This is a genomic window from Ammoniphilus resinae (assembly GCF_017873965.1).
Classification (GTDB): Bacteria; Bacillota; Bacilli; order Aneurinibacillales; family RAOX-1; genus Ammoniphilus_A; species Ammoniphilus_A resinae.
Genome location: NZ_JAGGKT010000007.1, coordinates 120,071 through 146,123, shown reverse-complemented (window position 1 = coordinate 146,123; position 26,053 = coordinate 120,071). Strand labels below are relative to the sequence as shown.

Sequence of the window (26,053 nt, the reverse complement as noted above, 5' to 3'; positions counted from 1 at the left end):
AACAATATAATTATTAATAACCAGTCTCGATATCTTCAAGCCTTGAAGTAAAATAACCCTCCTGCTTGGAAATATCCAGAATAATATTCTTATTCCAATCACCGCTCTTGTCGGGATAATCCTCCCGATAATGGCTTCCCCGGCTTTCCTTCCGAATAAGTGCGGCGGTTGCCATCATGGACCCGACATCGATTAGATTTTTTAATTCGATCGCGCGAATGAGATCCTTCGGTGTTTCAATCTCTGTATCATTTAGCAGCAGATCTTGAATCTCTTTTATCTTTGCTGTAAATGTTTTAAGCCCTTTCTCATTTCGAATAATTAATAGATGTCGATTAGCTGCTTCCTGTAATTCTTTCTTTAATCCTCGCAAAGAATGTTTACCATTGCCTTTGAACTGGTTTATAAATTGTTTTTGTTTCTCTATGATTCCTGGCAGTTCTTTAGATTCATAGGATTGGCTGTGTTTAGCCGCCGCCTCCCCTGCCCTTCGACCAAAAACCTGACAGGTCACAGACATATTTCCGCCCAAACGGTCAGCACCGTGAGGTCCTGCCGCTACTTCACCTGCTGCAAATAGTCCTTTGATATTTGATCCGCCATGCTGATCAATTCTCACCCCACCGTTAATCGCATGGGCTGAACAAGCAATTTCCACTTTATCTTTATACAAATCCACTTTTTGTTTTAGGTACCATCGATAAGTCGTGTCCCACATTTTACTAATACTAGTGTTGGGGTTGGCCAGCACCTCGGCAAAATCTGTGCTGGTAAAATCAAGGTAGACTCCCCCATTTTCTGTCCCCCCACCCTGGTTAATCTCCTTCTGGATAGAGATTTCAATATACTTAGATATATCGCTCGAACTGAACGGAAAGTGTCTTTCTTTTGCTTTAATGATTTCAGCAACTGTGAGATCATCTTCAGCATATTTATGAATAAACGACTCCCCTTCTTTATTCGCAATCCGGGGAGCAGCATCCCATAAATAATTGCCAAACAAATTGATAAAAGGAGCAACGATACTTATCCCAGCTTGCATAAACTCGAAGTTCGCGATCTGTGCCCCTGCACGGTAAGCCATGGCATACCCATCTCCTGTGATATCTGGCGGATACAGGTTTGTTTTAAATAGTTGGCTAGCTCCGCCAGTTGTAAGAACAGTAGATTTGGCACGAATCATGATAGATCTCCCATCCTCATCGATGGCAAAAGCACCATAACACTGTCCCTCGTCAACGATCAAGTTGGTAACCATCAGGCGGCTCATTGTGCGAATTTCACGACGCGTGGCCTCTTCTCCTAATGCTTTCACAATAGGCTTGAAATGATCTTGGATGACATGTGCCCGCGGCTTGGAAGAAAAACAGGCTTGAAAGGCCAGATACCGGTCTTCCTTTTTATCGAATACAACTCCGTATTTTTCAAGAAATTCCATTGCCTCTGCGGCTTCCGAAACCAAAATACGGCTTAAGCGAGGATCCGCCATCCCCTGAGCTGCATCTAATATGTCTTGCAGGAATTGATCTGGGGAATCGCTTACATCCGCTGCTCCATCCGGAACATTAAAAGCTCCCACTTCCGCCACACTATAAAAGGTTGCACCGCTTCTGGCGAAATTCCCCTTTACCGCGACCAACACGTCCGCTCCACAGGAATTTGCTGCAAGAGCGGCGCGCAAGGCAGCACCGCCGCTTCCAACGACTAACACATCAGTCTCTACTATAATAGGATTGCTATCATTCCATGTATGAGTCAAATCTAAAACCCCTTCGTTTTATTTAATCGATTAGACTTACTTCTCAGATATGGTGGGAACCCCTGCAAATCTAGGTTTGCGTTTCTCAAAGAAAGCCTGGACCCCTTCCTTGCAATCTTCTGTTTTAAACACCTTTTCACTTAAACTAAGTGTTAATTGCAGATTCTCTTCATACGTGCTATAGAGTGCCTGTCTAATTCCTTGTTTAATGGCTTTGATTGACTCCCGAGGCTGACGTGCCAATTCCTCAGCCAAGGTTAGCGCAGCAGACAGGGCTTGCCCCTCAGGTACAACCTGGTTGACCAACCCGATCCGTTCCGCTTCGCCAGCAGAAATGAAGTGGCCACGGAACATCAATTCCATCGCTCGAGCTGGACCGATAATTTTTGGCAGACGAAAAAGTCCCCCGCTTCCTGGAAATACGCCCAATTTTATCTCTGGCAATCCCATTTGGGCTGTTTCTGCGATAATCCGTATATCACAGGCTAGCGTAATTTCACATCCTCCCCCACAAGCGAGGGCATCAATTGCAGCAATCGTTGGTTTGGACAGAAATTCAAATTTGCTAAAGGTCTCATTTTCTTTGCGTAATTTCTTCTCAATGACATCATCCGAAACATAGGGGAATTCCTTGATATCCGAGCCAGTACAGAACGCCCGGGTTCCCGCACTGGCTAAAACAACGACACGAATGGAATCATCCGCTTCCACCTGGTCCAAAATATCGCTTAGCTGGCGGGTAGATTCTAAGGTATTTAAATTAAATGGAGGGTTATTTAAGGTAACTTGGGCCACTCCATTTTCGAATTTATCTAACAGGATTAACGGTTGCTCCATCTTAGCTACATCCTCTCTAATCTCTTATTTATATAAACTACTTGACCCGTTCGCTAGGCAATCCCGCTTCCAAAATCACGCGACCAATTGTTTCTCTTTCCTCATTCGATAGACGCTGCAGCGGCGGGCGTACATAGGCTTCATCAATACGGCCGAGCATGGCGTTGGCTTCTTTCATGCGGTTATGCATATCAAGGAAAGGTTCCTTATAAAAGACCTGAACCAAAGGATAAATTCGATCCGCAATCCTTCGGGCAGTCTTTAGATCTTCCTGTTCTACTGCATTGAACAAGGCTACTTGTAAATCAGCAATTAGACTTCCGTGCCCGGAAAGAATCCCGTCTGCACCAATGCACAAGGATGGAAGCAGCGCTTTACTGAAGCTGGTTAGAAGGGATATTTTCTTATCTAGGCCCTTTAGCTCACGATAGTTCCTTTCATAGACACCGATGTCGTTAGACCATTCCTTGACGGCAATCACATTATCTATTTCACTGCAAATTTTTATTAAATTTTCTGTTGGAATATGAAGACCGGAGGTTACCGGATAGACAAAGGCAACCATCGGAAGATTCGTCGCTTCAGCAATCGTTGCATAATGCTTATAGGCCATTTCTGGACGAAGTTGTGAACCGTAATCAAACACTGCTGACGGAAAAATAAGCAAACAGTCTGCTCCTTCCCGCTCCGCCATTTTAGCGATGTCCACGGCCTTCTGTGTTCCGTCTTGATACACCCCGCATATGACTGGGACTTTCCCATTTACTTCATCAAGGGTAATTTGCAGGCTTCGCTGCTGTTCTTCCAGAGTTAATGTGGCTACTTCTGCTGCATGGCCGTTTGTCGTTAATCCAGCCACCCCTTCTGTATTAACGATATAGCGAATGTGTCGGCGATAGTTCCTCTCATCGATTTGCAGATTCGCATCAAATGCAATCAGGTTTGCCGGGATAACCCCTTTTAGAACTAAATCCGGTCTCATTTGCTTGATCCCCTCTCATCCTTTAATTGGCGTGCAAACGACTCTTTTTGCCTAAGTCCCATCCGTTCAGGTTGAAATAAGCAGTCATCCATCTCTTTCAGGTTTTTTGAAATGGCCGGACGAAACTCCATCTTTGCTAAGATATCCTGTTCCAAGTCAACACCAGGTGCAATCTCGGTTAATGTCAGCCCTTCCTCAGTGATCGTAAACACAGCTCGCTCTGTAACATACACGACCTTCTGTACTTTTTCGAGGGCAAAGTTTCCGTTAAATGTCACATGCTGAAGGTTGTTGACAAATTTCCTATAACGCCCATCGCGAATGATTTTTATCTTCCCGTCTTCAACCTGGATATCTAGTCCACCGGCCGTGAAAGTTCCGCAAAAGACGATTTTCTTTGTCGCGTGAACGATATCCATGAATCCGCCTAGATTGTACTTTCCGTTGACACGGCTGACATTAATGCTGCCATCCCGATTGACTTCCGCCATCCCAAGACAGGTCATATTAAGTCTTCCGGCATCATAAAATTCGAAAATATTTTGCGCATCCATGGTTGCCATCATATTGACACCCGCTCCAAAGGCATACTTGTTATTAGGAATACCTCCAACCGGCCCATGCTCAACGTTGAAAATTACCTGGTCTGCAATCCCTTCTTCACTAGCAATCTGCGGGACACTAGCACTAATGCCAAAGCCGAAATTAACGAGGTCCCCAGGCTCCAATTCCATTGCCGCACGCCGCGAAATGACCTTTTTATAATCCAGCGGCATGGGTTCGATTGCCTCCATCGGGATGCGGATATCACCAGTCCATGCTGGATTGTATGGCATTGCGTCCATCTGATCAGGAGCAAGTACCACATGATCGACGAAAATTCCTGGAACGGCGACCGATTTTGGATGGATTGAACCCCGTTTGGCGATTTGTTTGACCTGAGCGATCACTGTACCTCCCCGGTTTTTTGCAGCCATCGCCTTGTGCAGAATTCCGATGGAAAAGGGTTCTTGCTCAAGTGACAGATTCCCATCCTCGTCTGCGGTCGTCGCTCGAATGATGGCAACGTCAATCGGCACTGCCTTATAAAAAAGATATTCTTTTCCATCAATTTCCATAACCTGTGATATATCTTCTGTTGTGCGTGGGGTTAGCTTATCCCCTCCGATCCGGGGGTCAACGAATGTCCCGATGCCAACAGGTGTTAATACACCTGGCTGACCGGCAGATGCGGTCCGCATCATATTGTAGAGGGCACCGTAGGGAACAAGATAGGCTTCCACTTGATTCTCCCGGATTAAATCGTTTAATTTTTCCACTTCGAGCGTATAATAGCTTCCGGCATAAATCCTTTTCAGCATCCCAGGATGCGCCAGACGGTCAACTCCTGTTCCACGCCGCGGAGAACCCGGTATAACGTTGTAAATCAATGTAAGATCTTTTGGTTCTCCTGTTTCTAAAAATCGCTTTTCCAGTGCAGCCAATACTCCATCAGGGTTAAGGAACTCCCCGTTCCCTGAAACTGTGATCGTCTGACCTGATTTAATTTTATATGCAGCTTCCTTCATGCTTATCTGGTCCACCATGCGATCATCCCTTCTTATCTTTAAGCTCAAGCCGATCTACTCAAAAAACTTTAGAATATGCTGTCCTACTGTACATAGTTCACCATCTTGGTTAACCACTTCAATATTCGCTTTTGTTTTTAAATTTTCCTGATCAATTTCTGCAATGGTGTAGGTTACGGTGATGGTGTCACCGATAAAGATCGGTTTAATAAAACGAATCCGGTCATATCCGTAAGAAACTGCAGTCATATCTGTTTTCTGCTGCATCAATGTCGAGGTCGTAGAAGCAAAACCAATGGACAAAACGCCGTGTGCAATTCTTTTCTTATACTGCGTTTTACTCATATAATCTTCATTCACATGATTAGGGCTCAAGTCACCAGTAATCCCGGCAAACATATACACGTCCGCCTCACCAATCGTTTTACTGAAACTAACCTGTTCGTCAATTTCCAAAGGAATTTTCCCCATCGCAAACCGCTCCTCTCGTCAATCAAAGTTATGAATACGTATTCAATATTTCTGAGATTAAATAGATATTTATTCCCTCTCAATATTAATATACATTATTTAATTTTTATGTCAATTCGTATAATATTAAATATTAACCTTTGCTATATTGACTGAATATTTAGCACAGGTTATAATGAGCCTGAATTTCACCCCTACTTTGCAACGAATCTGGAGGAGATAGAACATGATCTTTGAATTGAACGAAGAACAGAAAATGATTCGTGAGACAGTTCGCCAGTTTGCGCAAGAAGTCGTGGCTCCACGTGCGGCTGAAATTGATGAATCGGATGAATTTCCGAAAGATATTTGGAGACAAATGGCTGAACTTGGTTTTATTTCCTTAACATTGCCAGAAAAGTATGGAGGCATTGGAGCAGATCATATTAGCTGCAGCATTATGCTTGAAGAATTAGCAAAGGTATCTGCTGCAATGTCCAACGCTGTACTCACCTCTAAATTACAAAGTGACTTCCTTGTGCGTTTTGCTTCGGAAGAACAAAAGGAAAAATATGTCGCTGCCATTGGACGCGGAGAAGTTATTTGTTGTATTTCTGCTACCGAACCAAGCGGCGGGACAGACCTTGCGTCTTTAAAAACCCGTGCCGTCAGGGAAGGTGATCAGTTTATAATCAATGGAACCAAGCAATTTATTACGATGGGGACACTAGGTGATGTCTACGTTACCATGGCTCGGACAAACGAACAGCCTGGGCATCGCGGCATTTCTGCTATTTTAGTTGAACGGGATCGTCCAGGGCTTCAAGTTGGCAAAAAAGAAAAACTAATGGGGATTCGCGGAATTGGAACCTCCTCTATTATTTACGAAGACTGCACCGTACCTATGGAAAATTTGATTGGCCACGAAGGGGAAGGCTTCAAGTATGCCATGGGTTCATTTGATAATGGCCGAATTGTGATAGCTTCCTTGGCATTAGGGATCGCCCAAGGTGCATTGGATCAATCTATTAAATATGCTTTACAGCGGGAAGCCTTTGGAAAGACGATTAGCAATTATCAAGCGATCCAGTTTATGATTGCCGACGCCGAAGCAAAAATCGAGGCAGCACGACTTCTCATCTATAAAGCTTGTTATTTAAAAGACCAGGGCCGCCCCTATTCAAAAGAAGCGGCGATCGCAAAGCTCTATGCTTCCGATATTGCCCAGGAGATCTCAACGAATGCCGTGCAAATCCATGGCGGATACGGCTATACTAAGGAATATCCAGTGGAAAGAATGTACCGCGATGCCAAACTGCCGCAAATCTATGAAGGAACCAACCAAATCCAGCGCGTGATTATTGCGCGACATGTGCTAAAGCAATATCAATAGAAAAAGAAGAAGATGCTCGTATTTTCTTTCGAGCATCTTCTTCTTTTCTATCATGTTATCCTCATACTCATTTTTTGCGACTCCTCCTATTAATCTCTAGACGATTGTTCTCTTAAAAAGGTATAATAGAATGTAATTTAATTGAAGTGCAAACCTTTTAACTTTTTATTTTTGTAAAGGTTTACAATTTGTACTTCTTTGCAATCACAGACAAATCTACTATTAAAGGAGAGTCAAGCATGAAAACAATAGGGATGATTGGATTAGGGACGATGGGAGCTGGAATGGCTGATAATTTATTGAAAGATGGATTTTCTTTAGTTGTATGGAACCGTACAGCGGAAAAGGCCCTTCCCTTTAAAGAAAAAGGAGCCAAGGTGGTATCAAGCCCCTTCGAGGTTGCTCAACATTCAGATGCCATTATTACGATGTTAAGTGCAGATCAACAACTAAAAGAAGTTCTCCTTGGTGAAAATGGAGTAATTGAGGGTGTTAAGCCTGGTCAAATTATTATCGATTCAAGTACTGTCTCCCCCTTAACTAGTCGCGAACTTCACCAGATCTTTGCTGAAAGAGACGTACAATTCCTTGATGCACCAGTGACAGGCTCTGCTCCACAAGCGAAAGACGGAATTCTTGGCTTTATGGTTGGTGGATCAAAAGACGCCTACGAGAAGTCTGAAGTTCTCTTTAAATCTATGGGAAAATCATGGGTCTATATGGGAGAAAGTGGTGCAGGCGCTACAACAAAATTAATTAGTAATACCATGGTTGGGATTTCCCTTCTTGCTCTGTCAGAAGGGATGACAATGGCCCAAAAAAGTAATTTAGATCTGGAAAAGTTTCTTTCTGTTGTTGCAGCAGGTGGTGCCAATAGCAGAATGGTTGAAATGAAATCCGGAAAACTAATTGAAGAAGATTATTCTGTTCAATTCGCAGTGGCTTTGATGAATAAAGATTTGGGATTAGCCTACAACCTTGCGGAAAGCCTTAAAGTTGTTACCCCTGCATTGGGTCTTGCAAAACAAATGTTTACTACGTCAACAAATAAAGGTCTAGGGGATGAGGACGTAGCATCTGTATTTAAATTATATCAAGAATGGGGTAACCTTAAATAAGTTATATATAAAGAACCGTCTCTATCAATTCTAGGGACGGTTCTTTTTTATAGAATAACGGAGTCAATCTAACTTTTCTCCTCGGTAAGCCTCTTTTGGTACATTTAATGATTCTACTTGGTTGATGGAGGAGAATCGAGCAGTGTATGTTGCATTTTTAAGATTTGAAAACAGGTTTTTATGTTTGGAGATTAATTGTGCTTCAATAATATTCCCTGTTTGTTTTTCTAAGACAAACTCTAAATACCCTTGGTCTCCTTCAAAAAGTATACCATGAATGGATTCTGCAAAAGGATTCAGTAACACTCTATAACGCAGGTAGCCCTCCGCTTCTTGGCTCTTTTCCACCGACTTGGCATAGGAAAGAAGTAACACCCAGAAGTTCAAGTTATCCGTCATTGCATTTAACTCCCCTGCCGTTGGGTGTCTCATAGACATCTGAACCCATTTAGGCGTAGAGGGGTCATAGAGATAAATCATTTTATCCTGAATATATGCTTCAAATTGAAAGGTATCCTTGTCATTCAAGCGGATGTTCGTTTGAAAACGGCTTTGCTTGGGAATATGTTGGATGCTCCCTATTAAACTCACTACCTCCTGGCCATCTACTATTACGTTTTCTGTAGTTTGATAGGAATTCCACTCCTGCATATGTTCCAATGCCGAATTAACCTCGTTCCAATTTTGCTTTACCCCACTAGGCATCGCCGAAAAAACTGCCCATCCAGTCACTGACCAGAAAAACATGCAAAGTATTGTCATCCAAATAAAGCGTTTCTGTTTAAATATAGCCATCCAAATCATAATTTTCTAATGCCTCCCAATACCCCTTGCCTCTCTCACTCGTAATTTCGATTCGATTAACCCATTTAATTGATTTATATCCGTACATCTTGGGATGAATAAGACGACAAGGAGCCCCTTGGCTTTGAATTAATGGCTGATCATCCAATTGAAATGCAAGTAAAACATCTTGATTCGCCAATTGTTCGATTGTATAGGTTTCAGTATAAACCCCATCTGCAGAATAGATTTTTACAAATCTCCCCTCCTGCTTGGGTTGGGCAATATTTATTAAGCTTACAAACGGTATCCCACTCCACGTTACATTGAATACACTCCAACCCGTGACACAGTGGAAGTCACGGGTAATGGTCCGCCATTCCATCGCTGTCAGATCGGAATAATAAAACTGCTGAGGGGAGTCAACCAAACCATCAAGGGTCAGTTTCCAACTTTTTGGATCAAATGAGGGATTTTTCGAGGTAACCGTATAGATACGAAAATACCCTTTTCTTGCCATTCCTACTGCCCGAACGGTTTCCCATGGCTCCAAGAAGGGTTTAAACCATTTCAAGGAAGCAGCAATTACCATGGATAATCCTGTCCCTGTTGCAAGAACAAGCCATTCTCTTCTGGTAAGCAACCTTTCCGATAAGGCTTGTTCAATCCCCTTTATTCTATGCCTCCCGATGAACGGAACTCCCCGTTTTTTCCAATAGACATGGATGAGGACCCAAGGAATAATGACCACACTTATCCAATCATGAAGCTGCAAAGCAATGATCCGATAATCCAAAATTGCGGGATGGTTGATCCAAAGAATAAATCCAGAAAGCAACCACAGCAAGGAGAATAGATAAATAAATAGGATATGCCATTGTTTACCTGCAGACTTTCCCAACTTTTTTTTATATTGATAGACTGGCAACAGAGAATAAAGCAGGAGCACTATGTATCCTACGGCAATGCCAAGATGTATATTCCTCATTAACATTTTTGAAATCCAAGGAATGCCTGCAAAATAAAGGAGAATACCTGTGAATAGAAGCAAGCATACAAAAAGAACATGCAAATGATGAATCATTTTTACCTTTTTAAATGACAAGGCCCATTCCTCCTGAACTAATTTCAATAAATTGTAAATTCTTTCTTAGACACGGTTTCATTGTCCTCCCCATCCATTATTCTTACTTCAACCATCCAGCGACCGGCAAACGGCAAATACGCTCCGACACTGTTCAACTCGTATTCATCCCTTCCCGCTATAAGTTGCTCAGATGAAAACGGAACTTCAATCGGAGCAATTTGAGGATTTTCAAGATAGCTTAAGAACATGGTTACGTCCTTCATCTTCACTTCTTTTTTATTAATGGAAATGTTTACACGAAACTGATTGACACCAGGGGCATTGGGTGTGATTTGGGTAGTTATTCGAGCAACTTCTATCCGTTCCTCCCAATACAATGGTTTATTAGAAGGAGATGGGCTAAGATAGGTAAACACCCCTACGATACCAACGATTAGTATCATCAAACACAAATCAACCTTTATCCAAGTTTGGAGTTGGTCCACCAAATTCTTTTTCATCCTTTGTCGAATAATAGCCCCCACAACAATAACGAACCCTACCAACGCCAATTTTACCAATAATAAGATTCCCCAGAGGGTTTCAACCAAGTAGCTCAATTTGGGCAAATAGATAATAGAGGACAATGATCCGGTAAGCGTCAAAACAACGATACTGACAACCGCTGTTCTTGAAAAGACAGGTAAAAAGCCAACCACCTGTTCCTGGTGACCTTTCCAAAAAAGCAGCAGGTAAAACAGTCCCCCGACCCATAATGCAGCAGACAGTAAGTGAATAAAATTTAATGGTATTGTCAAAAATGGAGGATCAAAACCCACAGCGTGGCCATTCAAGGATTTGGCAAATAAAAGAGAAAGAGCCCATCCCCCGTCAATCCACCATCTCCGATGTAAAACAGCAAAACCTGCAAGAGAAAGAGCTAAAGAAAAAATCAGAGATCCTCCTGTCATTGTTTTGAATAAAAAGTCCACCATACCTGCAAACTTCCAGTCGGTCAATACTTCCCCCATTTGAACGAAGGTCAGTACAAAAAGGGCAACTAAAAAAAGCACCTGCGCATCTTTGGTTTCCTTTTTATATTCATCAGAGAATTCCCTCGATCGAAACGAAAAATAGGTCCCCCAAAGAATCAAACCTGTCAAGAACAAAAGGAGAAGGAAATAAAAGATTCGCACCCCAAAAACCGCCGCCCGGACAGAAGCATCCTTATAAATTTCAACGAGCCCAGTCGTAGCAACAGGGGCAATCTCCCCCACATTCATCACATAGGTTCCGCGAATGGTATGTCCGTCCGCAGATATCACACGGTAGGTAACAGTGTAGTGATCATCTTTTAACGGAGGAAGCGGCAAAACCAATTCCCTTTGGTCTCGGCTCATTTCTGTTAAATTCTCCGTCACCGACACTCCATGGCCATCAAAAACTTGAATATAATACAGCTCTCTCTCCAACCGTTCATTAAATGTCAGGGTAATTTCACTTGGAGAAGCAGAAAGTTGACTGTCGGGCCCAGGATATGCTTTCTCCAATTTCGCGTGAGCAAAGACCTGTTGTGGAAAAAGAATGAGCAACAAAAGAAAAAAGGGCAACCAACCATTTTTTCTTTTAGTAATCACCGTCACCCCCACCTCTCAATTCTTGTTGGATATACACGAAAAGTCTCATTATTTATGAGCTTCCAAACAAATCAAAATCCCTAGATATTTCCACCCAGGAAACGTTTCTAGGGATTTTTCTCTATCAGATCTCGGCTGAAATCCTATCATCTTTATGAACCAATTGCTCCTTTGGCTTGTTTTTCATAAAGGTAAATAACAAGCCAACAGTTGCCGTGACTGTGCCAATCAACAAAATATACTTGGTTCCAACATACAGCGAGTCAAGGACGGTAATATCCTGGGTCAGCTGTTGATTCAAAGCAAAACTCATTGCAACGGCGGAGATCCCAGATGCCAATGTATGCCCCGATTGCCTTGTCGTTTCAAGCATGCCAGAAGCAAACCCGCGGTACTCATCATCGAGAGAGGTCATGATTACATGATTATTAATTGACCAGAAAATCCCCATGCCAATGCCAATCCAACCTCCTAACAAGATTAAGCCTGGCACACCGGTATGATCAACTAAAAAGTAGTAAGCACATAGTCCGGTTGCGATGACACCCATCCCCAAAGGACGCAGCCAATACCATTGAAAACGATGATAAAAGGAACTGGCTATAGGGGGGAAAATAGCATTCATAAATTCAACAGACAAAAGGACAGCTGCTGTAAATATGGCAGTTTTCCCTAGTCCCTGTTCGACAATAAAAGGAATAAAGAAAACCACACAAATCATAACAAAATGCAGAATAAAATTAGCAGATACCGCACCTGTAAATTGTTTATTCTTGAATTGATGAAAGATGACTAAGGGATTTTGCGATCGCTTTTCAATCCAAACTAACAATACAAAGCACAGCACCATGGCTGCTAAATACTCCCAACGTATCAAGGAACTGATGGAAACAGCTGTATTGGTGGGTTCCCCACCCCCTCCATGTCCTTTGTGTCCAGATGCAAACGACATGGAAAAGCAAACCAACAACAGGTACAACATAATTCCACCCGGGAAATCGATGTTACGCCAATTTCCATTGGCTACCTTTTCCTCCTTGCCTTTCAATAAAAACAGACTAATTAAAGAAAGAGGAATGCCTAAAAAGAATACCAATCTCCAACTTAAATAGTGGGTAAATAAAGAGCCAATAATAATCCCCAATAAGGAGCCAAATGCTGCTGCAGAGGTCAGCCATCCGATTGCTTTCCCGCGGTCCTTAGAATCAAATGCTTTATGAACGATCGCCATACTGTTTCCTGCCAGCATGGCAGCGCCAATACCTTGTAAAGCACGCCACAGAACCATTTGCCAATAACTTGCTGACAATCCCGCTAAGAGTGAGGAAAGACCAAAAATAATTAGCCCTGCTTTAAATACACGTTGGTGGGATAATTGATCTCCCATACGACCACCAAACAATTGAAAACCTGTTAATGAAAGCAAATAAATCGTCATGACCCATCCAATAAGTCCCACGTCCACTTCAAATTCGGTAGCAAGTGTTGGCAGCATCGCTGCAACAGGCACCAAGGCCAGCTGAACCATAAAATACCCTGTAACAACGCCTGCCAAAATACGATTGGGGGAAAGCTTAGTCGAATCCATCGTCATTTTCTTAATCTCCTCTTGTGTAAATATTTAAAATAGGCAAACTACAGGGTATACCAAAAAACTCTGATCACTTATTCTTGTGCATAACATCTAGATCAGAGTCTTTTGGAAAATACCGTTAACTATTTTCTATTCATTTATTTTGATAGATTCGTTGTTGTGTTTCGAATAATTAGTTCTGGCATTAAAACCTGCTGCACAGGGGCTTCTACTTTTTCTTCGATTAGGTCTATTAGATGATCCACCGCAAGTTCACCCATCGAATTCATTTGGTGACCAATCGTAGTCAACTGAATCGCTTGATGGGAGGTGATCCCGATATTATCCATCCCAGCTAAATTTACATCTTCCGGTACCTTCAATCCCATGGAAAGAAGCGTATCCATGGCAACTAAGGCCATCGCATCGGAAGAACAAATAATCGCTGTCGGTGGTTCAGGCAGATTCATAAGCATACGGGTTGTTTTTGCCACTTCAGAAGTAATAGGTTCGATTGGATAAATGAACTCCTTTAGATTTTCCATTCCTACTTGTTGTAGAGCCTTCTCAAAACCCATTTTCCGTTCTAAAAAGGTAGAGGCATTGGTTGAACCAACAATAAATGCAAGCCTTCTATGCCCTAATTCAAGAATGTGCTTTGTCAGCAATTGAGTGGCCAGAATGTTGTCTAAAACAACATAATTTCCACCCTTCCGATGTCTTCTACTCATTTGGATGAATGGAATTCCCCAACTTTCAAGTTCTTCAAAAAGCGGATCATCATATTTCATTGCAGACAACAAAATGCCGTCTACTTTATTGCCCCTAATAGTATCTAATAGATCCGTAATCTCTTTTTCTCCTTCAAAAAAAACCAAAGTCTTGTATCCCCGGGAAGTTGCCAAGTTTATCATTGAGTCTATGGTTTCAACAAAAAATCCATTTTTTAAAGTTCCCGATAGTAAAGCGATCGTTTTTGTGTGATTCATCACTAGACTACGGGCGATGAGATTTGGCTTATAATTCATTTCCTCCATCACGCGAAGAACTTTTTCTCTCGTTCCAGATTTAACGCTATTCGGATTATTGAGCACTCGCGAAACAGTAGCTTGCGATACTCCTGCTCTTCGTGCCACGTCTGTTGATGTAACCATTATTCCCTCACTTTAACTCCACAATCTTTCCCTTACTATATTATCTTTTCTGAATTTTGTCTACTGCCAAGAAACGTGTATTACATGATCAGTAATAGGATAGGGACTACCCGTTATTTTCGGCGTTGTTTTAAACGGTCTAACTCCATCAAAGCAGATTTACCATCAAGGATCAACTGCCCATCCTGGTTTGTAACTACTGTTTGAAGAGCTAGAATCCCCTTCTCTTCCTTCCTGTTTGAAACGGTTACAGTAACGCTAATGGTATCACCTATATAAACAGGTCCCTTAAAATTGAGTTCCTGACCAACGTATACAAATCCCGGTCCCGTCAGATTCGTGTGGGTCGTGGATATAATGGCAGCTGTAAACATCCCATGAACGACCCTCCTTCCAAACGGCGTATTCTTTGCAAAGTCTTCATTCATATGCAGTGGATTGAGGTCTCCTGATAGATGCCCAAATTGATTGACATCTTCCTCCGTCACCGTTCGGATGGTCACTTCTTGCGTTCCTACAGGGATTTGGTCAAATGTTTTGGATGGAATCATATTTATTTTCCTCCCTTGCTTAACATTGAATTGACAGTAATCCCTTTAGAAAGGTAACTTTCAATTTCTTCTTGAGAAAAGCCGTATTCCTCCAGTACTTCATTGGTATGCTCCCCTAGACGCGGGGGATATTTTTTAACTTCAATCTCATAATCTTCATAGCGCACTGGATGGTTGAGCAAACGAATTTGTCCTACATCCGGATGTTGTGCTGTTATAATCATCTTATTCCAATTTACTTGTGGATCCTTTTCTATTTCTTCATACCCATTGACTGGAGCATGCCAAATTCCATTTTCCTCAAAAATCTTATACCAATCTTCTGTCGTTCTCTTCTTTACCTCTTCGACAACAATGCGGTTAACCTCCTCTCTCTTCTCCATTTGATCTTTATTAGTATAGCCAGCTAATGAATCTGTTCCAAAAGCACTGATTAACTTATCTATAGGTGTCATGGAAATACCAATCCAACCATTTGCCGTTTGATAGATTCCATAGGGTGCCTGATGGAACTGTGTCGCTAAACCTGTTTCACTTCGTTCCCAAAGAGGCCCTTTATTTAAGTAATAAGTAAGTGGCTCAATTTGCAAGTCGATCGCAGCATTTAATAAATTACTCTCGACCTTGCGTCCTTTTCCTGTCTTTTCTCTGCTCAGAAGTGCGCTAACGATTCCAAATGCCGCTAAAACCGCACCATGCTGGTCAACTGCCGCAGTACCAACGGGTGTTGGAGGCTGATCTTTCCCACCTGAAATTGATGCTAAGCCACTCATTGCCTGCAACAGCATATCTTGTCCTGGGCGTTGCTGGTAGGGTCCGTCTGAGCCATATCCCGTACAAGAGCAATATACCAAACGAGGGTTCATTTCCTTTAACTTCTCATACCCAAATCCAAGGCGATCCATTACCCCTGGACGGAAGTTTTCCACGACCACATCAGCATCTTGCACCATCTTGTAAATGATCTCTTTCCCCTCATTTGTCCGCAGGTTGATCGATAAACTGCGCTGATTGCGGTTTCCTAGCAGAAAGAAAACACTGACATCATCAATAAAGGCATCAAAGCCAGACCATTGTCGTTCGAAAGCACCTGTTGGCGATTCAATCTTAATCACATCTGCGCCCAGATCTGCAAGCATTTGAACAGCTGATGGTCCTTGTAGAAAATGGGTGAAACTCAAAACCTTAATACCCTGTAGCATAGCACTTCCCCCTGCCTTTTATTTTAATAAATAGCGTGAAATAATCATCCGCTGAATTTCCGATGTTCCCTCCACAATTTCCAACACTTTTGCATCACCAAATGCACGAGATACTGCATATTCACTCATAATTCCGTAACCGCCATGGATCTGAATGGCCTGATGTGCTGCTTCCATAGCCTTTTCTGTGGTAAAGAGCTTTGCCATCGAAGATTCTTGTTCAAAAGGCTGACCAGCATCTCTAAGTGAAGCCGCCTGATAAATCATTAATCGGGCAGCGTGTGCATGTGTAGCCATATCCGCAATCTTAAATTGGAGTGCTTGATAGTCACTAAGCGGCTTACCAAAAGCCGTTCTCTCATGTAAATAAGCTATGGACCGATCCAGCGACCCCTGAATAATACCTAAACCGAGTGACGCAATTAAAATACGTCCGGTACCAATCGTCGAAAGGGTTTGGCGCATTCCTGCTCCTCTTTCTCCAAGCAGATTTTCCTTCGGAATGCGGCACTGTTCAAAGAAAAGTTCCCCTGTGCTTGACGCGCGCCATCCAATTTTATTCAGCTTCCTCCCATAAGTAAAACCTGGCGTACCTTGTGGTACGATAAAGTTGGAGATTTCGTTTTTTCCATTTTCTTTTTTTCCTGTTACAGCAGCAATGACGACAGGGCCCGTAATGTCATTATCTGAATTGCTAATGAAAATCTTAGAGCCATTAATTACCCATTCATCCCCATCAAGTACCGCTTGTGTTTTTATAGACGAGGCATCGGAACCTGCGTTTGCTTCTGTTAATCCAATAGCTCCGATTTTTTCAGCAGTAAGAATCGGTCGTAGATATTGTTCTTTTTGTTGTTCAGACCCGAAGTTCGAAATCAGACTAGCTGCAGAGGAATTTGCCATAATGGAATTAGCTACAGCACAGTCTACGCGTGCCAATTCTTCTAATACGATCGCAAAAGACAACCAGTCACCGCCAGAACCACCGTATTTCTCATCGTATGGGAGACCGATTAAGCCTAGTTCCCCCGCCTTGCGCCAAAATTCATAGGGGAAATCTTGATGCTCCCAAAGTTTTTCAGATATTGGCGCAACTTCCTCCTCAGCGAATTCTCTCACCATCTTACGAATCATTTCTTGCTCTTCTGTTAATACGATCATTTTTTTCACCTACTTTTTCGTTTTTCGATTGAGGAAGGCTTCAAAACCTTCTTTAGCATGTGGTGCACTAAAATTAACAGCATAGGCCTGCGCCTCGAAGAAAAATCCTGCGTTTAAGTCCAATTCAGCCCCACGGTTTATCGCATTTTTGGCCATTTTGATACTAAAGCTGTTTTTAGCTGCAAGAGTCTGTGCAAATTCAAGTGTTGCGCCCAACAATTCATCAGGAGAAACCACTCTATTAATAAAACCAAATTCCCTACAATCTTCGGACTTATAAAATAACCCGGAAAGAATCATTTCCTTCGCCCGGTTAAGCCCCATTTTCTTCACGGCTAATTGCGTTCCACCCCATCCTGGCATGGTGTTTAAATTGATTTCTGGGAAACCAAATTTTGCATTCGTAGAAGCAAAGACCATGTCACAAGCAAGCGCTAGCTCGAACCCTCCGCCAAGTGCATATCCATTTACCATGGCGATAACCGGTTTAGATAGTTCGTGAATTCGCAAAAATGTTTTTTGCCCCGTCACCATCTGTTCATAAGCACCCATTGGGTCTAAGGCAGCTAATTGAGGTAAATCGTTACCAACTACAAATGCCTTTTCCCCAACACCCGTTAAGACGAGAACTTTTACTTCATCATCACTTTCAACACAATCCAATAACTTATTTAGTTCGCCCATCACCTTTGGACTAAAGGCATTCAATTTATCAGGACGGTTAAATGCTGCAACCATCACTTGTTCCTTGGATTCAACGACGAGCGATTCAAACATGTACGATGTCATAAGGGTAGCTCCTCACCCATTCCATATCACTATTGATTTTCCGTAGTTTGATCTCTTCTCCGTCTAATTTAACAGCCATTCGGTATAAGAACTCTTCGTCGTTTCGGCTTTGATAATCCACTCGGAAATGACTCCCTCTTGTTTCCTTCCGAATCCGGGCAACTCGTGAAATGATTTCTCCAACAAGCACGAGGTTTTCCGCTTCAATCGCATGCATAAGCTCTCTAGTATTTGTCACTGCGATTTCCTTGCGACACTTTTCACGAAGAATTTCCAGTTGTTCGATCGCTGTAGTCAGGCTTTCTTCACTACGCGTAACCAATACATAACGCCACATGATTTCCTGTAATTGCTTCTTGATATGATGAGGTTTTAAAGTTCCATTCACCCCTTTTATAGCAGTGAGGCGTTGGTTTTCTTCCTCAATTTGATTTAACGGTAAATCGATAAAGGTATGCTCCTTTGCAAACTCAGCGGCAAAGGTTCCCGCCCGCTTCCCGTAGACCTGACAGGTTAAAATCATATTTCCACCTAACCGATCGGCACCGTGCGGCCCCCCAGCGGTTTCTCCAGCGGCAAATAACCCGCGAATGGTGGTTTCCGCTTTTTCATTGATGTTCAAACCGCCATTGATCGCATGGCCTAATATCGCTATTTCTACCGGCGTTTTTCTAATATCTAAATTACGATTTTCAATTAACCAATTGACGGTAATATCCCAGGATTTCTTTAATTCTTCGCCGCGGGCGTTCTTTGGCAAAGCATCCTCGCTGACATTGGTAAAATCTACGATAACCCCACCATGAGGGCCTCCTCTTCCTTCTTTGATCTCCGTTTGGATAGCGATGTCGATCCATTGGGATCCATCATAGCTGGAAAAAGGATAATGACCGGATCTTAAATTCATACATTGCTCAACTGTCATCCCATCGGGGAGATATTTATGAATAAATTCTTCTCCCAATCCGTTCGTTACTTTCGGATGAAAAGCCCATAACCAGGAATTAAACATGTTTTTACAAGGATAGATTAACCCAGGACCTGCCTGCATAAATTCCATGTTGATTAGCTCTGCACCTGCCCGAAAGCCTAAGGAATAACCATCACCTGTGATATCTGCCGGATTAATATTATAGGAGAAGAGCTGGCCAGCGCCGCCTGTCCCCATTACGATGGCTTTGGTATGAAACACGACTTGTTCACCATCCCGATTAAACCCAACAGCCCCAACAATCTGATTGTCTTCTACTAGAAAACGGGTCAAAATCGTCCATTCATAAACAGGTATGTTGCGACTTAAAACTGCTTTTTTCTGCTCGTGAACGATCGGCTCGGCATGGCCCGATATTAAGTGCATGCGCGGCTTCGTAGCAAAACAGCCAAGAACCTCCAGATAATCTCCATTCACATCCTTATGAAAGGGAACATTCATTTCTTCAAGACGTCTTAATGATTCAATCGATCCCTCTGCCAAAATTTTTGCCAATTTAGGATCTGCCATTCCCGCTGCAGCCCTCATAATATCAGCGAAATGTGTTTCCGGTGAATCAGCTTGATCAACTACTCCATCTGCCACATTGTATCCAGCAATTTCCGCAATTTTGAAGGCACTCGCTCCACTAGTTCCAAACGAGCCTTTCATCACAACGGCCACTTTTGCTCCGTTATCATGGGCATCCATTGCAGCACGTCCTGCTGCAGCACCGCCACCAATAACTAATACATCACATTGAACGATCATCAGCCAGACCTCCTATCATTTTTTCGTAAACGTTTGCAATTACTGCTCTCTGCTATAAAACTTTTAAATAAGTATTTCCCTTTGCCACGATTTCATCGTTCTGGTTAACAACCTTTGCCTCAAAAATACATACATTTCTTTCTTCTTCTTTTTCTATTAATTCCAGCCGGGCCGTTACGGTATCTCCTAAAAACACGGGTGCTGTAAAGGTAATATCATAACGATAAGAAACCGCCCCTGGATCAGGTACCCTTCCTGCCATATACCCCATAACTGTTGCCAAGAATCCTACAGACAACGCACCTTGAGCAATTCGCTTGCCAAACCGTGTCTTCTTGGAATATTCCTCATTTAAATGAACCCCATAAAAATCCCCTACGATTCCAGCAAATCCATATACATCATACTCACTTACAGTCTTTGAAAATTCAGCGTGATCACCGATTTGAAAGATATCCATATTGGGTCTCTTAGCCATGATTCAACCTACTTTCTCTTATTAGTAGAGGAATCCATGGGATATTCCTATGGATTCCGAGATTATACTTTTCAATTATTTTTTGGCTGCTTGAACTTCATCAAATAATGCTTGGCCATTAGGAATTTCTTTTAGTAATTCCTCATATACTGGCTGCGTTGCTTTCTTCATACTCTCAAGGTCCGTATCTACGATTTCCACTCCTGCTTCCTTTGCTTTCGCAAGTGATTCATCAAATGACTTTTTATAATAATCTTTACCATATGCCAATGCCTCATCTGTTGCTTCTTGCAATGCTTTTTGCTGATCTGGGGTCATAGCATCCCATTTTTGCTTAGAAACAACCACTAGGGCTGGTAAATAATGCACGGCTGTTCTATTGAAATACTTAGAAACCTCAACGAACTTATCCATTACGAATTGATCAGGGGATGTATCTGCCCCATCTACTACCCCTTGTTGTAAAGATAGATATACTTCCGAGTAAGCCATTGGGGTAGGCTGTGCACCAAGTGCTTCATATGCCTTTACATAGCCCGGGGATTGCATCACTCGAACTTTAAACCCTTTCATATCTGCAGCAGATTTAATAGGTTTATTGGAGAATACACTTCTTTCCATGACAGATAACCATCCTAAGCCTACCATTCCGTGCTCTGGAAGCATATCTAGAAACTTATCTCCTACTGGTCCGTCCAAAACTTCATTTGCCTGATCGATACTATCAAATAGATATGGCAAATCAAACAAGGAGTATTCTGGGACTGTGTTTGTTAGCGGGGCCTGTGCCGTAATAAGCATTCCCACAGTACCTGTCCGTGCCCCTTGAATCATTTTCACCTCTCCGCCAAGCTGTGACTGTGGGAAGACTGTCACCTTAATCGTTCCATTTGATTTTTGTTCAACAAGCTCTGCTAATTTCGTTGCCATAGCATGATAATGACTATCAGGTGCTAAGGTATGCCCCAAATTCAGTTCAATCGTTTCGGCTTTTGGCTGATCCCCACCCGAATTGTTTGCGTTAGCAGAATCTTGTGTAGTTTCGCTACCGCCACACCCAGTCAATATGGTTCCCATAGCTAGACTTACCGCTGCAACAGTTGATAGAATTTTATTCTTTTTCATTTTAAAATATCCCCCTTATTATTGTTGTTATTGTTGTCTCTACAAATTATATAAAACCTCTAAACCATTATTGGAGCAGAGATGGCAACCACGTACTCAGGATAGGTACATAACTAATAATGAATACATCTAGTATCAATACCCCTAAGAAAAGAACTAAAGGCCGCGCAAGCTGATCGATTCGAATATTAGCGATTTGGCAAGCAACAAATAAATTTACTCCAACGGGTGGTGTAACCATCCCTACAGCAAGGTTAACGACCATGATAATACCGAAATGAACGGGGTCAATTCCGAATTGAATAGCAACCGGTGCCAAGATCGGGGCTATAATGATAATTGACGCCAGTGTTTCCATAAACATCCCTGTTATAAAAAGCATCAAATTGACGAGAATCAAGAAGACGACTGGGCTATCTGAAAATTCTGCGATTGATTTCCCTACATGATGTGGGACCTGTTCCATGGTTAAGATATAGGCAAAGATCGAAGCAAACGCCACGATTAGCATAATGATCGAGGTAGCCAACGTTGAGCGGATAAGAATTGGCATCAAGTCTTTCATTCTTATTTCCCGGTAAACAACCGTACCGATAAAAAATCCATAAACTACTGCAACTACCGATGCTTCTGTCGGGGTAAACCATCCTGCGTAAATACCACCCAAAATAATAATGGGCATCAATAAAGCAAGAAATGAATCCTTAAAGGCAATCCATAATTCTTTTAACCATTGACTCTTCTGAAAACTACTTACCGTATCAAACCCTCTGATGCGAGCCACAATGGAAATTAAAAGAATTAAACTTAAACCAATTAATAACCCTGGAAGGAAACCTGCAATAAACAAACTTCCAATCGAAACGTTTGCTACCAAGCCATATACAATCATCGAGATAGAAGGAGGGATGATAACTCCTAATTCGCCTGATGAGGCACACACAGCAGCAGCAAAATTTCTCGGGTACCCTTTCTTTTCCATTGCCGGGATTAAGGTTGATCCAATTGCCGCCGTTGTCGCGGAAGACGATCCGGATAATGTAGCGAAAAACATCGATGTCAATACTGCAACCGCCCCAAGTCCACCTTTGATCCAACCTACTAAAACATTAGCCAAGTTGATCAATCGTTTTGAAATTCCACCGGTTTGCATCAAGTTCCCTGCTAGAATAAAGAATGGAACCGCCATTAGGGAAAAGGAGTCTAAGCTCTCGAATACACTTTGCGCTAGCGTAATAAGGGGGATTCCCTTCAAACTCAAGGCAATAATTGAGGACAACCCGAGGGAAACCGCAATGGGAACACTGATAACAAACAATACTAGTAAACTAATAAATAAGGTAGATATCATTGGGTTACCCCCTCCCCTTTATTTTTGTATTCAGCTAACGCGTCCTCCACTTCCTCATCTACAGAAGCCTCTCGGATGTCTATCTTTTTAATGAATATTTCCAAGAGAAAAGAAATCGTATTAAGAATCATAATTCCTGCTGAAACTACCAATGCACTATAAACATAAACCATCGGAAACTTCATTACTGGGGCTGTTTCACTTAGTCCAAACTTGGCCCATTCCAAACCAATCGTAAAAATAATGGCATAAAAGACGAGGGATACGATGTGTGATACGAACTTAATCAATTTCCCCGGTAAAGCGGGCAAAGCAACAACCAGCGCTTCAACTGCAATCAACTTCCCTTTTCTTGTCGCAATTGCCCCACCGATAAATATCACCCAAATCATAAGATAACGAGCAAGTTCCTCTGTCCAGGGAACTGACAAATCCCATCCAATAGCTGTTAAACCAAAGCGGACTATAACTTGCAGAAATACAACAAGCGTCATCACGATCACTGCAATTCCAGCTAAAATTTCCAATATCCTGTTGAACTTATCTACAAAATTGATGAATTGCATGTCAATCCCCCTTTTTTATGGATTAAAAATCATATCTTTAAGATGTGCACCACAAGAGCGGCGTATAATTAACTCGGGCTTTAATCTAATTTTCCAAGAATCTTCCTCTGAACTGTTCCCGGTAACGGTCTGTTCAATTTTTTGCATCAATCTTTCTACTGCTAACCTGGCCATATCTTCTGCTCTTTGTCCTACTGTGGTTAAGCCGATCATACTGTGACCAGATAAACGCAAATTATCAAAGCCAACAATCGCCACATCCTCAGGTATTCGGTACCCCTTGTTCATCAGATATTCAATAGCCGCAAGTGCAAGAAAATCTGCTGTTGCAAAAATCGCTGTAGGTCGATTTTTGTCCTCCATCATCCGATTCATTGATGATTCTAAATCCGCGTCTACCTTTTCAAAATGTACCTCTTGATGGAAATGATCGTAGGTCTTGAGCTTGGCATCTTGAAGCGCTTTGTAATACCCCTCCAAACGTTCAGCTACGCTGTCAAACACCTGTGGACCATGCAAGATGGCAATCTTTCTATGTCCCAAACGAACGAGATGGTTTACCGCTTCATAGGCTGCTTGAAAATTATCTTGTATCACGTAGTCAGCATCTTCAAAAACATTTTTCCGGTTATAGAGCACATACGGAATATTCGATGACTTCAACCTTGGAATAGTAACCCCCTTAAAAATAGAACCGATGATTAACCCATCAACACGTTTATTGCAGAGCAAGTCTACGTACTCTGATAGCTTGGTTTCATTTTCTTCTGATACACAGAGAGTCACATGGCATTTATACATTTCCGCCGTTTTAATAATTACCTCTGAAGTCTCGGCGAAAAACGGATTCCCTAAGGTTCCAACAATCAATCCAATATTGTAAGTTCGCCCTTTAACCATACTTCTTGCAACAAGATCCGGGTAATAGTTTAAAGCCTCGATCGCTTCCAAAACTTTGTTTCGGGTTTGTTCTTTTACAAAGGGATAATTGTTCAAAACCCTTGAAACAGTAGCTGTTGAAACACCAGCTAATTTGGCAATATCCAAAATCGTTGAATTCAATTGATCACCTCCTAATAAACAACTATAGTTTGAAATCGTTTACAACTTATCTGTTAAATTCCTACACATTTATACCCTTTTCGACTATTTCAGCTTGTAAATCGTAAGTATTTAACTAGAAAAAGTTACATTCTGTGTGAGAAAAGTTGTATACGTTTTCAATATTGATGAGTAATATCATTCTGTATATCCTACCATTTCTGATTGATATAAGTATACAGATTATTTTATTTGGTTGTCTAGTGTTTTTTTATAATTTATTATGATTATTTTCATTAATGATTAAACTGGCAGAAATATAAAAGGATCGCTGCAATGAGAAGCGATCCTTTTGTTTAATACAATTACAACCCAAGTATTGCCTTTATCATACTATCAGCCTCTCCTGGTTCCCAAAAGACGTACAGGAGAAAGTAAACCATTACCCCTGTAACGGCTGTAATAAACCAAATTACAGAGGTCCAGGGACCTATTTTACGATGAATCTTAAGGCGGCTTTTATATCCCGAAGAAATTGACACGATCCCAAAAACAGCACCGACCGTTGCCAAGAAGATATGAAAAATTAAAAAACCAGTGTAAAAAGGTTTAATGCTTTCCGGGCCACCAAACGTCGTATTGCCGATAAATACCGTTCGACTGGAATAGATGATAAAAAAGAGCAAGGCGGCTATGCCAGCCAAAGACATGATTTTCTTATGCTTTTCAAGTTGTCTTTTGCGAATATAATACCATCCGAAAGCAATTAAGATTGCACTCGTGACAATTAGCAAGGTACTAATCAAAGGTAATACATGACCCATAAATTTTGCCCTTTCTATGGTCTATTTTGCGGACCTGCCAACGATGTAGAAAGATGAAGGTATTCCATCTGATTCTCCCCCCCAATCGGGTCGATCGAATCCGTTGGATTTTCCTTACGGTACCATTCAAAGAAAGCCAATACAAGTGCCCCCATCAAAGCGATCTCTTGAAAAATCTTCATCAAAATACCGCCCAATTGCTGATCATCAAGTGTAGTTGGAAGGACACGGACTAGAATAGGGGCATTAATATATGTGCTGTATACCACCTTCCCTGCGAACATAATCAATCCGCAAGCAGGAGTTAACAAAACACCAGATAAAAAAATGTATCCTATTTTTTTCAAGCCAGATATCCGCTCTACACTAGGAACAGGGGATATAATATGCCACCACATCAGTGAGGAAACCGTAATTAAAAGGATTTGGGAGAGAACGGTGAAATAGGGATTTCCCATGATCCCATCAAAAATAGCCGGATAATGGTAGAGTGAAAACATTCCATTAAATAAGAAGGTAGCGATTAAAGGATTCAAGGTAACCAAGCTCTTTACAATCTTTACCTCCAATGCTTTTTCCCATGCCCGCGTAGGTATACCCATTAGCATTAATGGCGGGATAATATAATACAAAAGGGATTGCTGCACCATATGCAAGCTAAACAGATAGTGATGCCCATAAAAATCTACTGGGCTCCCTTTCGCCACATAAAACAAGACGATTCCAGCGTAAAACAAGAATCTATTTTTCGCCTCTACTTGAGATCCATTATCCTTAAAGGCCTTGGCCATTTTTTCATACAGTAAAATCGCAAGAATACAGAACAAGAAGACTTGAGGACCCCATAATTCAACAAATCCGGCCTCAATTACAGTTCCATGTGTTTGTGGCATGTTCCTTCCCC

Annotated in this window: 24 protein-coding genes; 2 read left to right on the top strand and 22 right to left on the bottom strand. The window is 41.9% G+C overall.

The window, feature by feature from the left end:
* Window positions 1-13 precede the first annotated feature (13 nt).
* Genes J2Z37_RS13005 through J2Z37_RS12985 form a run of 5 tightly spaced genes read right to left on the bottom strand, consistent with a single transcriptional unit; the run spans window position 14 to window position 5,617 of the window.
* Complete coding sequence (locus J2Z37_RS13005; RefSeq protein WP_209810694.1) at window positions 14-1,759, bottom strand: FAD-binding protein; 1,746 nt, start codon at window positions 1,757-1,759, stop codon at window positions 14-16.
* Between the two features lie 36 nt (window positions 1,760-1,795).
* A complete protein-coding gene (locus tag J2Z37_RS13000; protein WP_209810693.1) occupies window positions 1,796-2,596 on the bottom strand; it encodes an enoyl-CoA hydratase/isomerase family protein in 801 nt (266 codons plus the stop codon).
* Window positions 2,597-2,633: 37 nt separating this feature from the next.
* A complete protein-coding gene (locus J2Z37_RS12995; protein ID WP_209810692.1) occupies window positions 2,634-3,578 on the bottom strand; it encodes a dihydrodipicolinate synthase family protein in 945 nt (314 codons plus the stop codon).
* Complete coding sequence (locus J2Z37_RS12990) at window positions 3,575-5,161, bottom strand: acyl CoA:acetate/3-ketoacid CoA transferase (RefSeq protein WP_209810691.1); 1,587 nt, start codon at window positions 5,159-5,161, stop codon at window positions 3,575-3,577. Before J2Z37_RS12990 ends, J2Z37_RS12995 begins: the two co-directional genes overlap by 4 nt.
* A gap of 39 nt (window positions 5,162-5,200) precedes the next feature.
* Complete coding sequence (locus J2Z37_RS12985) at window positions 5,201-5,617, bottom strand: MaoC family dehydratase (protein WP_209810690.1); 417 nt, start codon at window positions 5,615-5,617, stop codon at window positions 5,201-5,203.
* A 226-nt stretch (window positions 5,618-5,843) separates the two neighbouring features.
* Between J2Z37_RS12985 and J2Z37_RS12980 the strand changes: the two genes are divergently transcribed.
* Together J2Z37_RS12980 and J2Z37_RS12975 are read left to right on the top strand one after the other, a co-directional pair.
* On the top strand, window positions 5,844-6,989 hold the full coding sequence (locus J2Z37_RS12980; protein WP_209810689.1) for an acyl-CoA dehydrogenase family protein: 1,146 nt from the start codon (window positions 5,844-5,846) through the stop codon (window positions 6,987-6,989).
* A 188-nt stretch (window positions 6,990-7,177) separates the two neighbouring features.
* Window positions 7,178-8,107: an NAD(P)-dependent oxidoreductase gene (locus tag J2Z37_RS12975; protein WP_280922211.1), complete on the top strand. Its 930-nt coding sequence runs from the start codon at window positions 7,178-7,180 to the stop codon at window positions 8,105-8,107.
* 63 nt (window positions 8,108-8,170) lie between these two features.
* Here the strand turns inward: J2Z37_RS12975 and J2Z37_RS12970 are convergent, their stop codons facing one another.
* The 17 genes from J2Z37_RS12970 to J2Z37_RS12890 form a co-directional block, all read right to left on the bottom strand.
* Window positions 8,171-8,854 (bottom strand): hypothetical protein, encoded by a 684-nt coding sequence (locus tag J2Z37_RS12970; RefSeq protein ID WP_209810687.1) that lies wholly within the window; start codon window positions 8,852-8,854, stop codon window positions 8,171-8,173.
* A gap of 34 nt (window positions 8,855-8,888) precedes the next feature.
* Window positions 8,889-9,995 carry a molybdopterin-dependent oxidoreductase gene (locus J2Z37_RS12965; protein ID WP_209810686.1) on the bottom strand — a complete coding sequence of 369 codons (1,107 nt, stop codon included), beginning with the start codon at window positions 9,993-9,995 and terminating at the stop codon, window positions 8,889-8,891.
* 23 nt (window positions 9,996-10,018) lie between these two features.
* Complete coding sequence (locus tag J2Z37_RS12960) at window positions 10,019-11,593, bottom strand: copper resistance CopC/CopD family protein (protein WP_209810685.1); 1,575 nt, start codon at window positions 11,591-11,593, stop codon at window positions 10,019-10,021.
* Between the two features lie 124 nt (window positions 11,594-11,717).
* Window positions 11,718-13,187, bottom strand: a complete 1,470-nt coding sequence (locus tag J2Z37_RS12955) for an MFS transporter (protein WP_209810684.1) — start codon at window positions 13,185-13,187, stop codon at window positions 11,718-11,720.
* A gap of 137 nt (window positions 13,188-13,324) precedes the next feature.
* Entirely contained in the window at window positions 13,325-14,320 is a 996-nt protein-coding gene (locus tag J2Z37_RS12950; RefSeq protein WP_209810683.1) for a LacI family DNA-binding transcriptional regulator, read from the bottom strand.
* A 113-nt stretch (window positions 14,321-14,433) separates the two neighbouring features.
* Complete coding sequence (locus J2Z37_RS12945) at window positions 14,434-14,871, bottom strand: MaoC family dehydratase (protein WP_209810682.1); 438 nt, start codon at window positions 14,869-14,871, stop codon at window positions 14,434-14,436.
* A gap of 2 nt (window positions 14,872-14,873) precedes the next feature.
* Complete coding sequence (locus J2Z37_RS12940) at window positions 14,874-16,073, bottom strand: CaiB/BaiF CoA transferase family protein (RefSeq protein ID WP_209810681.1); 1,200 nt, start codon at window positions 16,071-16,073, stop codon at window positions 14,874-14,876.
* Between the two features lie 18 nt (window positions 16,074-16,091).
* The gene (locus J2Z37_RS12935; protein ID WP_245203784.1) at window positions 16,092-17,234 is read right to left on the bottom strand and encodes an acyl-CoA dehydrogenase family protein; all 1,143 of its coding nucleotides are present in this window, start codon (window positions 17,232-17,234) and stop codon (window positions 16,092-16,094) included.
* 9 nt (window positions 17,235-17,243) lie between these two features.
* Window positions 17,244-18,023, bottom strand: a complete 780-nt coding sequence (locus J2Z37_RS12930) for an enoyl-CoA hydratase/isomerase family protein (protein WP_209810680.1) — start codon at window positions 18,021-18,023, stop codon at window positions 17,244-17,246.
* On the bottom strand, window positions 18,004-19,764 hold the full coding sequence (locus tag J2Z37_RS12925) for an FAD-binding protein (RefSeq protein WP_209810679.1): 1,761 nt from the start codon (window positions 19,762-19,764) through the stop codon (window positions 18,004-18,006). Before J2Z37_RS12925 ends, J2Z37_RS12930 begins: the two co-directional genes overlap by 20 nt.
* 52 nt (window positions 19,765-19,816) lie before the next feature.
* Complete coding sequence (locus tag J2Z37_RS12920; RefSeq protein ID WP_209810678.1) at window positions 19,817-20,242, bottom strand: MaoC family dehydratase; 426 nt, start codon at window positions 20,240-20,242, stop codon at window positions 19,817-19,819.
* Between the two features lie 75 nt (window positions 20,243-20,317).
* Window positions 20,318-21,367, bottom strand: a complete 1,050-nt coding sequence (locus J2Z37_RS12915) for a TRAP transporter substrate-binding protein (RefSeq protein ID WP_209810677.1) — start codon at window positions 21,365-21,367, stop codon at window positions 20,318-20,320.
* Window positions 21,368-21,434: 67 nt separating this feature from the next.
* The gene (locus J2Z37_RS12910; protein WP_209810676.1) at window positions 21,435-22,718 is read right to left on the bottom strand and encodes a TRAP transporter large permease; all 1,284 of its coding nucleotides are present in this window, start codon (window positions 22,716-22,718) and stop codon (window positions 21,435-21,437) included.
* Window positions 22,715-23,284 (bottom strand): TRAP transporter small permease, encoded by a 570-nt coding sequence (locus tag J2Z37_RS12905; RefSeq protein WP_209810675.1) that lies wholly within the window; start codon window positions 23,282-23,284, stop codon window positions 22,715-22,717. Before J2Z37_RS12905 ends, J2Z37_RS12910 begins: the two co-directional genes overlap by 4 nt.
* 15 nt (window positions 23,285-23,299) lie before the next feature.
* Window positions 23,300-24,346 carry a LacI family DNA-binding transcriptional regulator gene (locus J2Z37_RS12900; RefSeq protein ID WP_209810674.1) on the bottom strand — a complete coding sequence of 349 codons (1,047 nt, stop codon included), beginning with the start codon at window positions 24,344-24,346 and terminating at the stop codon, window positions 23,300-23,302.
* A gap of 344 nt (window positions 24,347-24,690) precedes the next feature.
* Window positions 24,691-25,149, bottom strand: a complete 459-nt coding sequence (locus J2Z37_RS12895) for a DUF420 domain-containing protein (protein ID WP_209810673.1) — start codon at window positions 25,147-25,149, stop codon at window positions 24,691-24,693.
* A 14-nt stretch (window positions 25,150-25,163) separates the two neighbouring features.
* A complete protein-coding gene (locus tag J2Z37_RS12890) occupies window positions 25,164-26,042 on the bottom strand; it encodes a cytochrome c oxidase assembly protein (protein WP_209810672.1) in 879 nt (292 codons plus the stop codon).
* Between the last annotated feature and the right edge of the window lie 11 nt (window positions 26,043-26,053).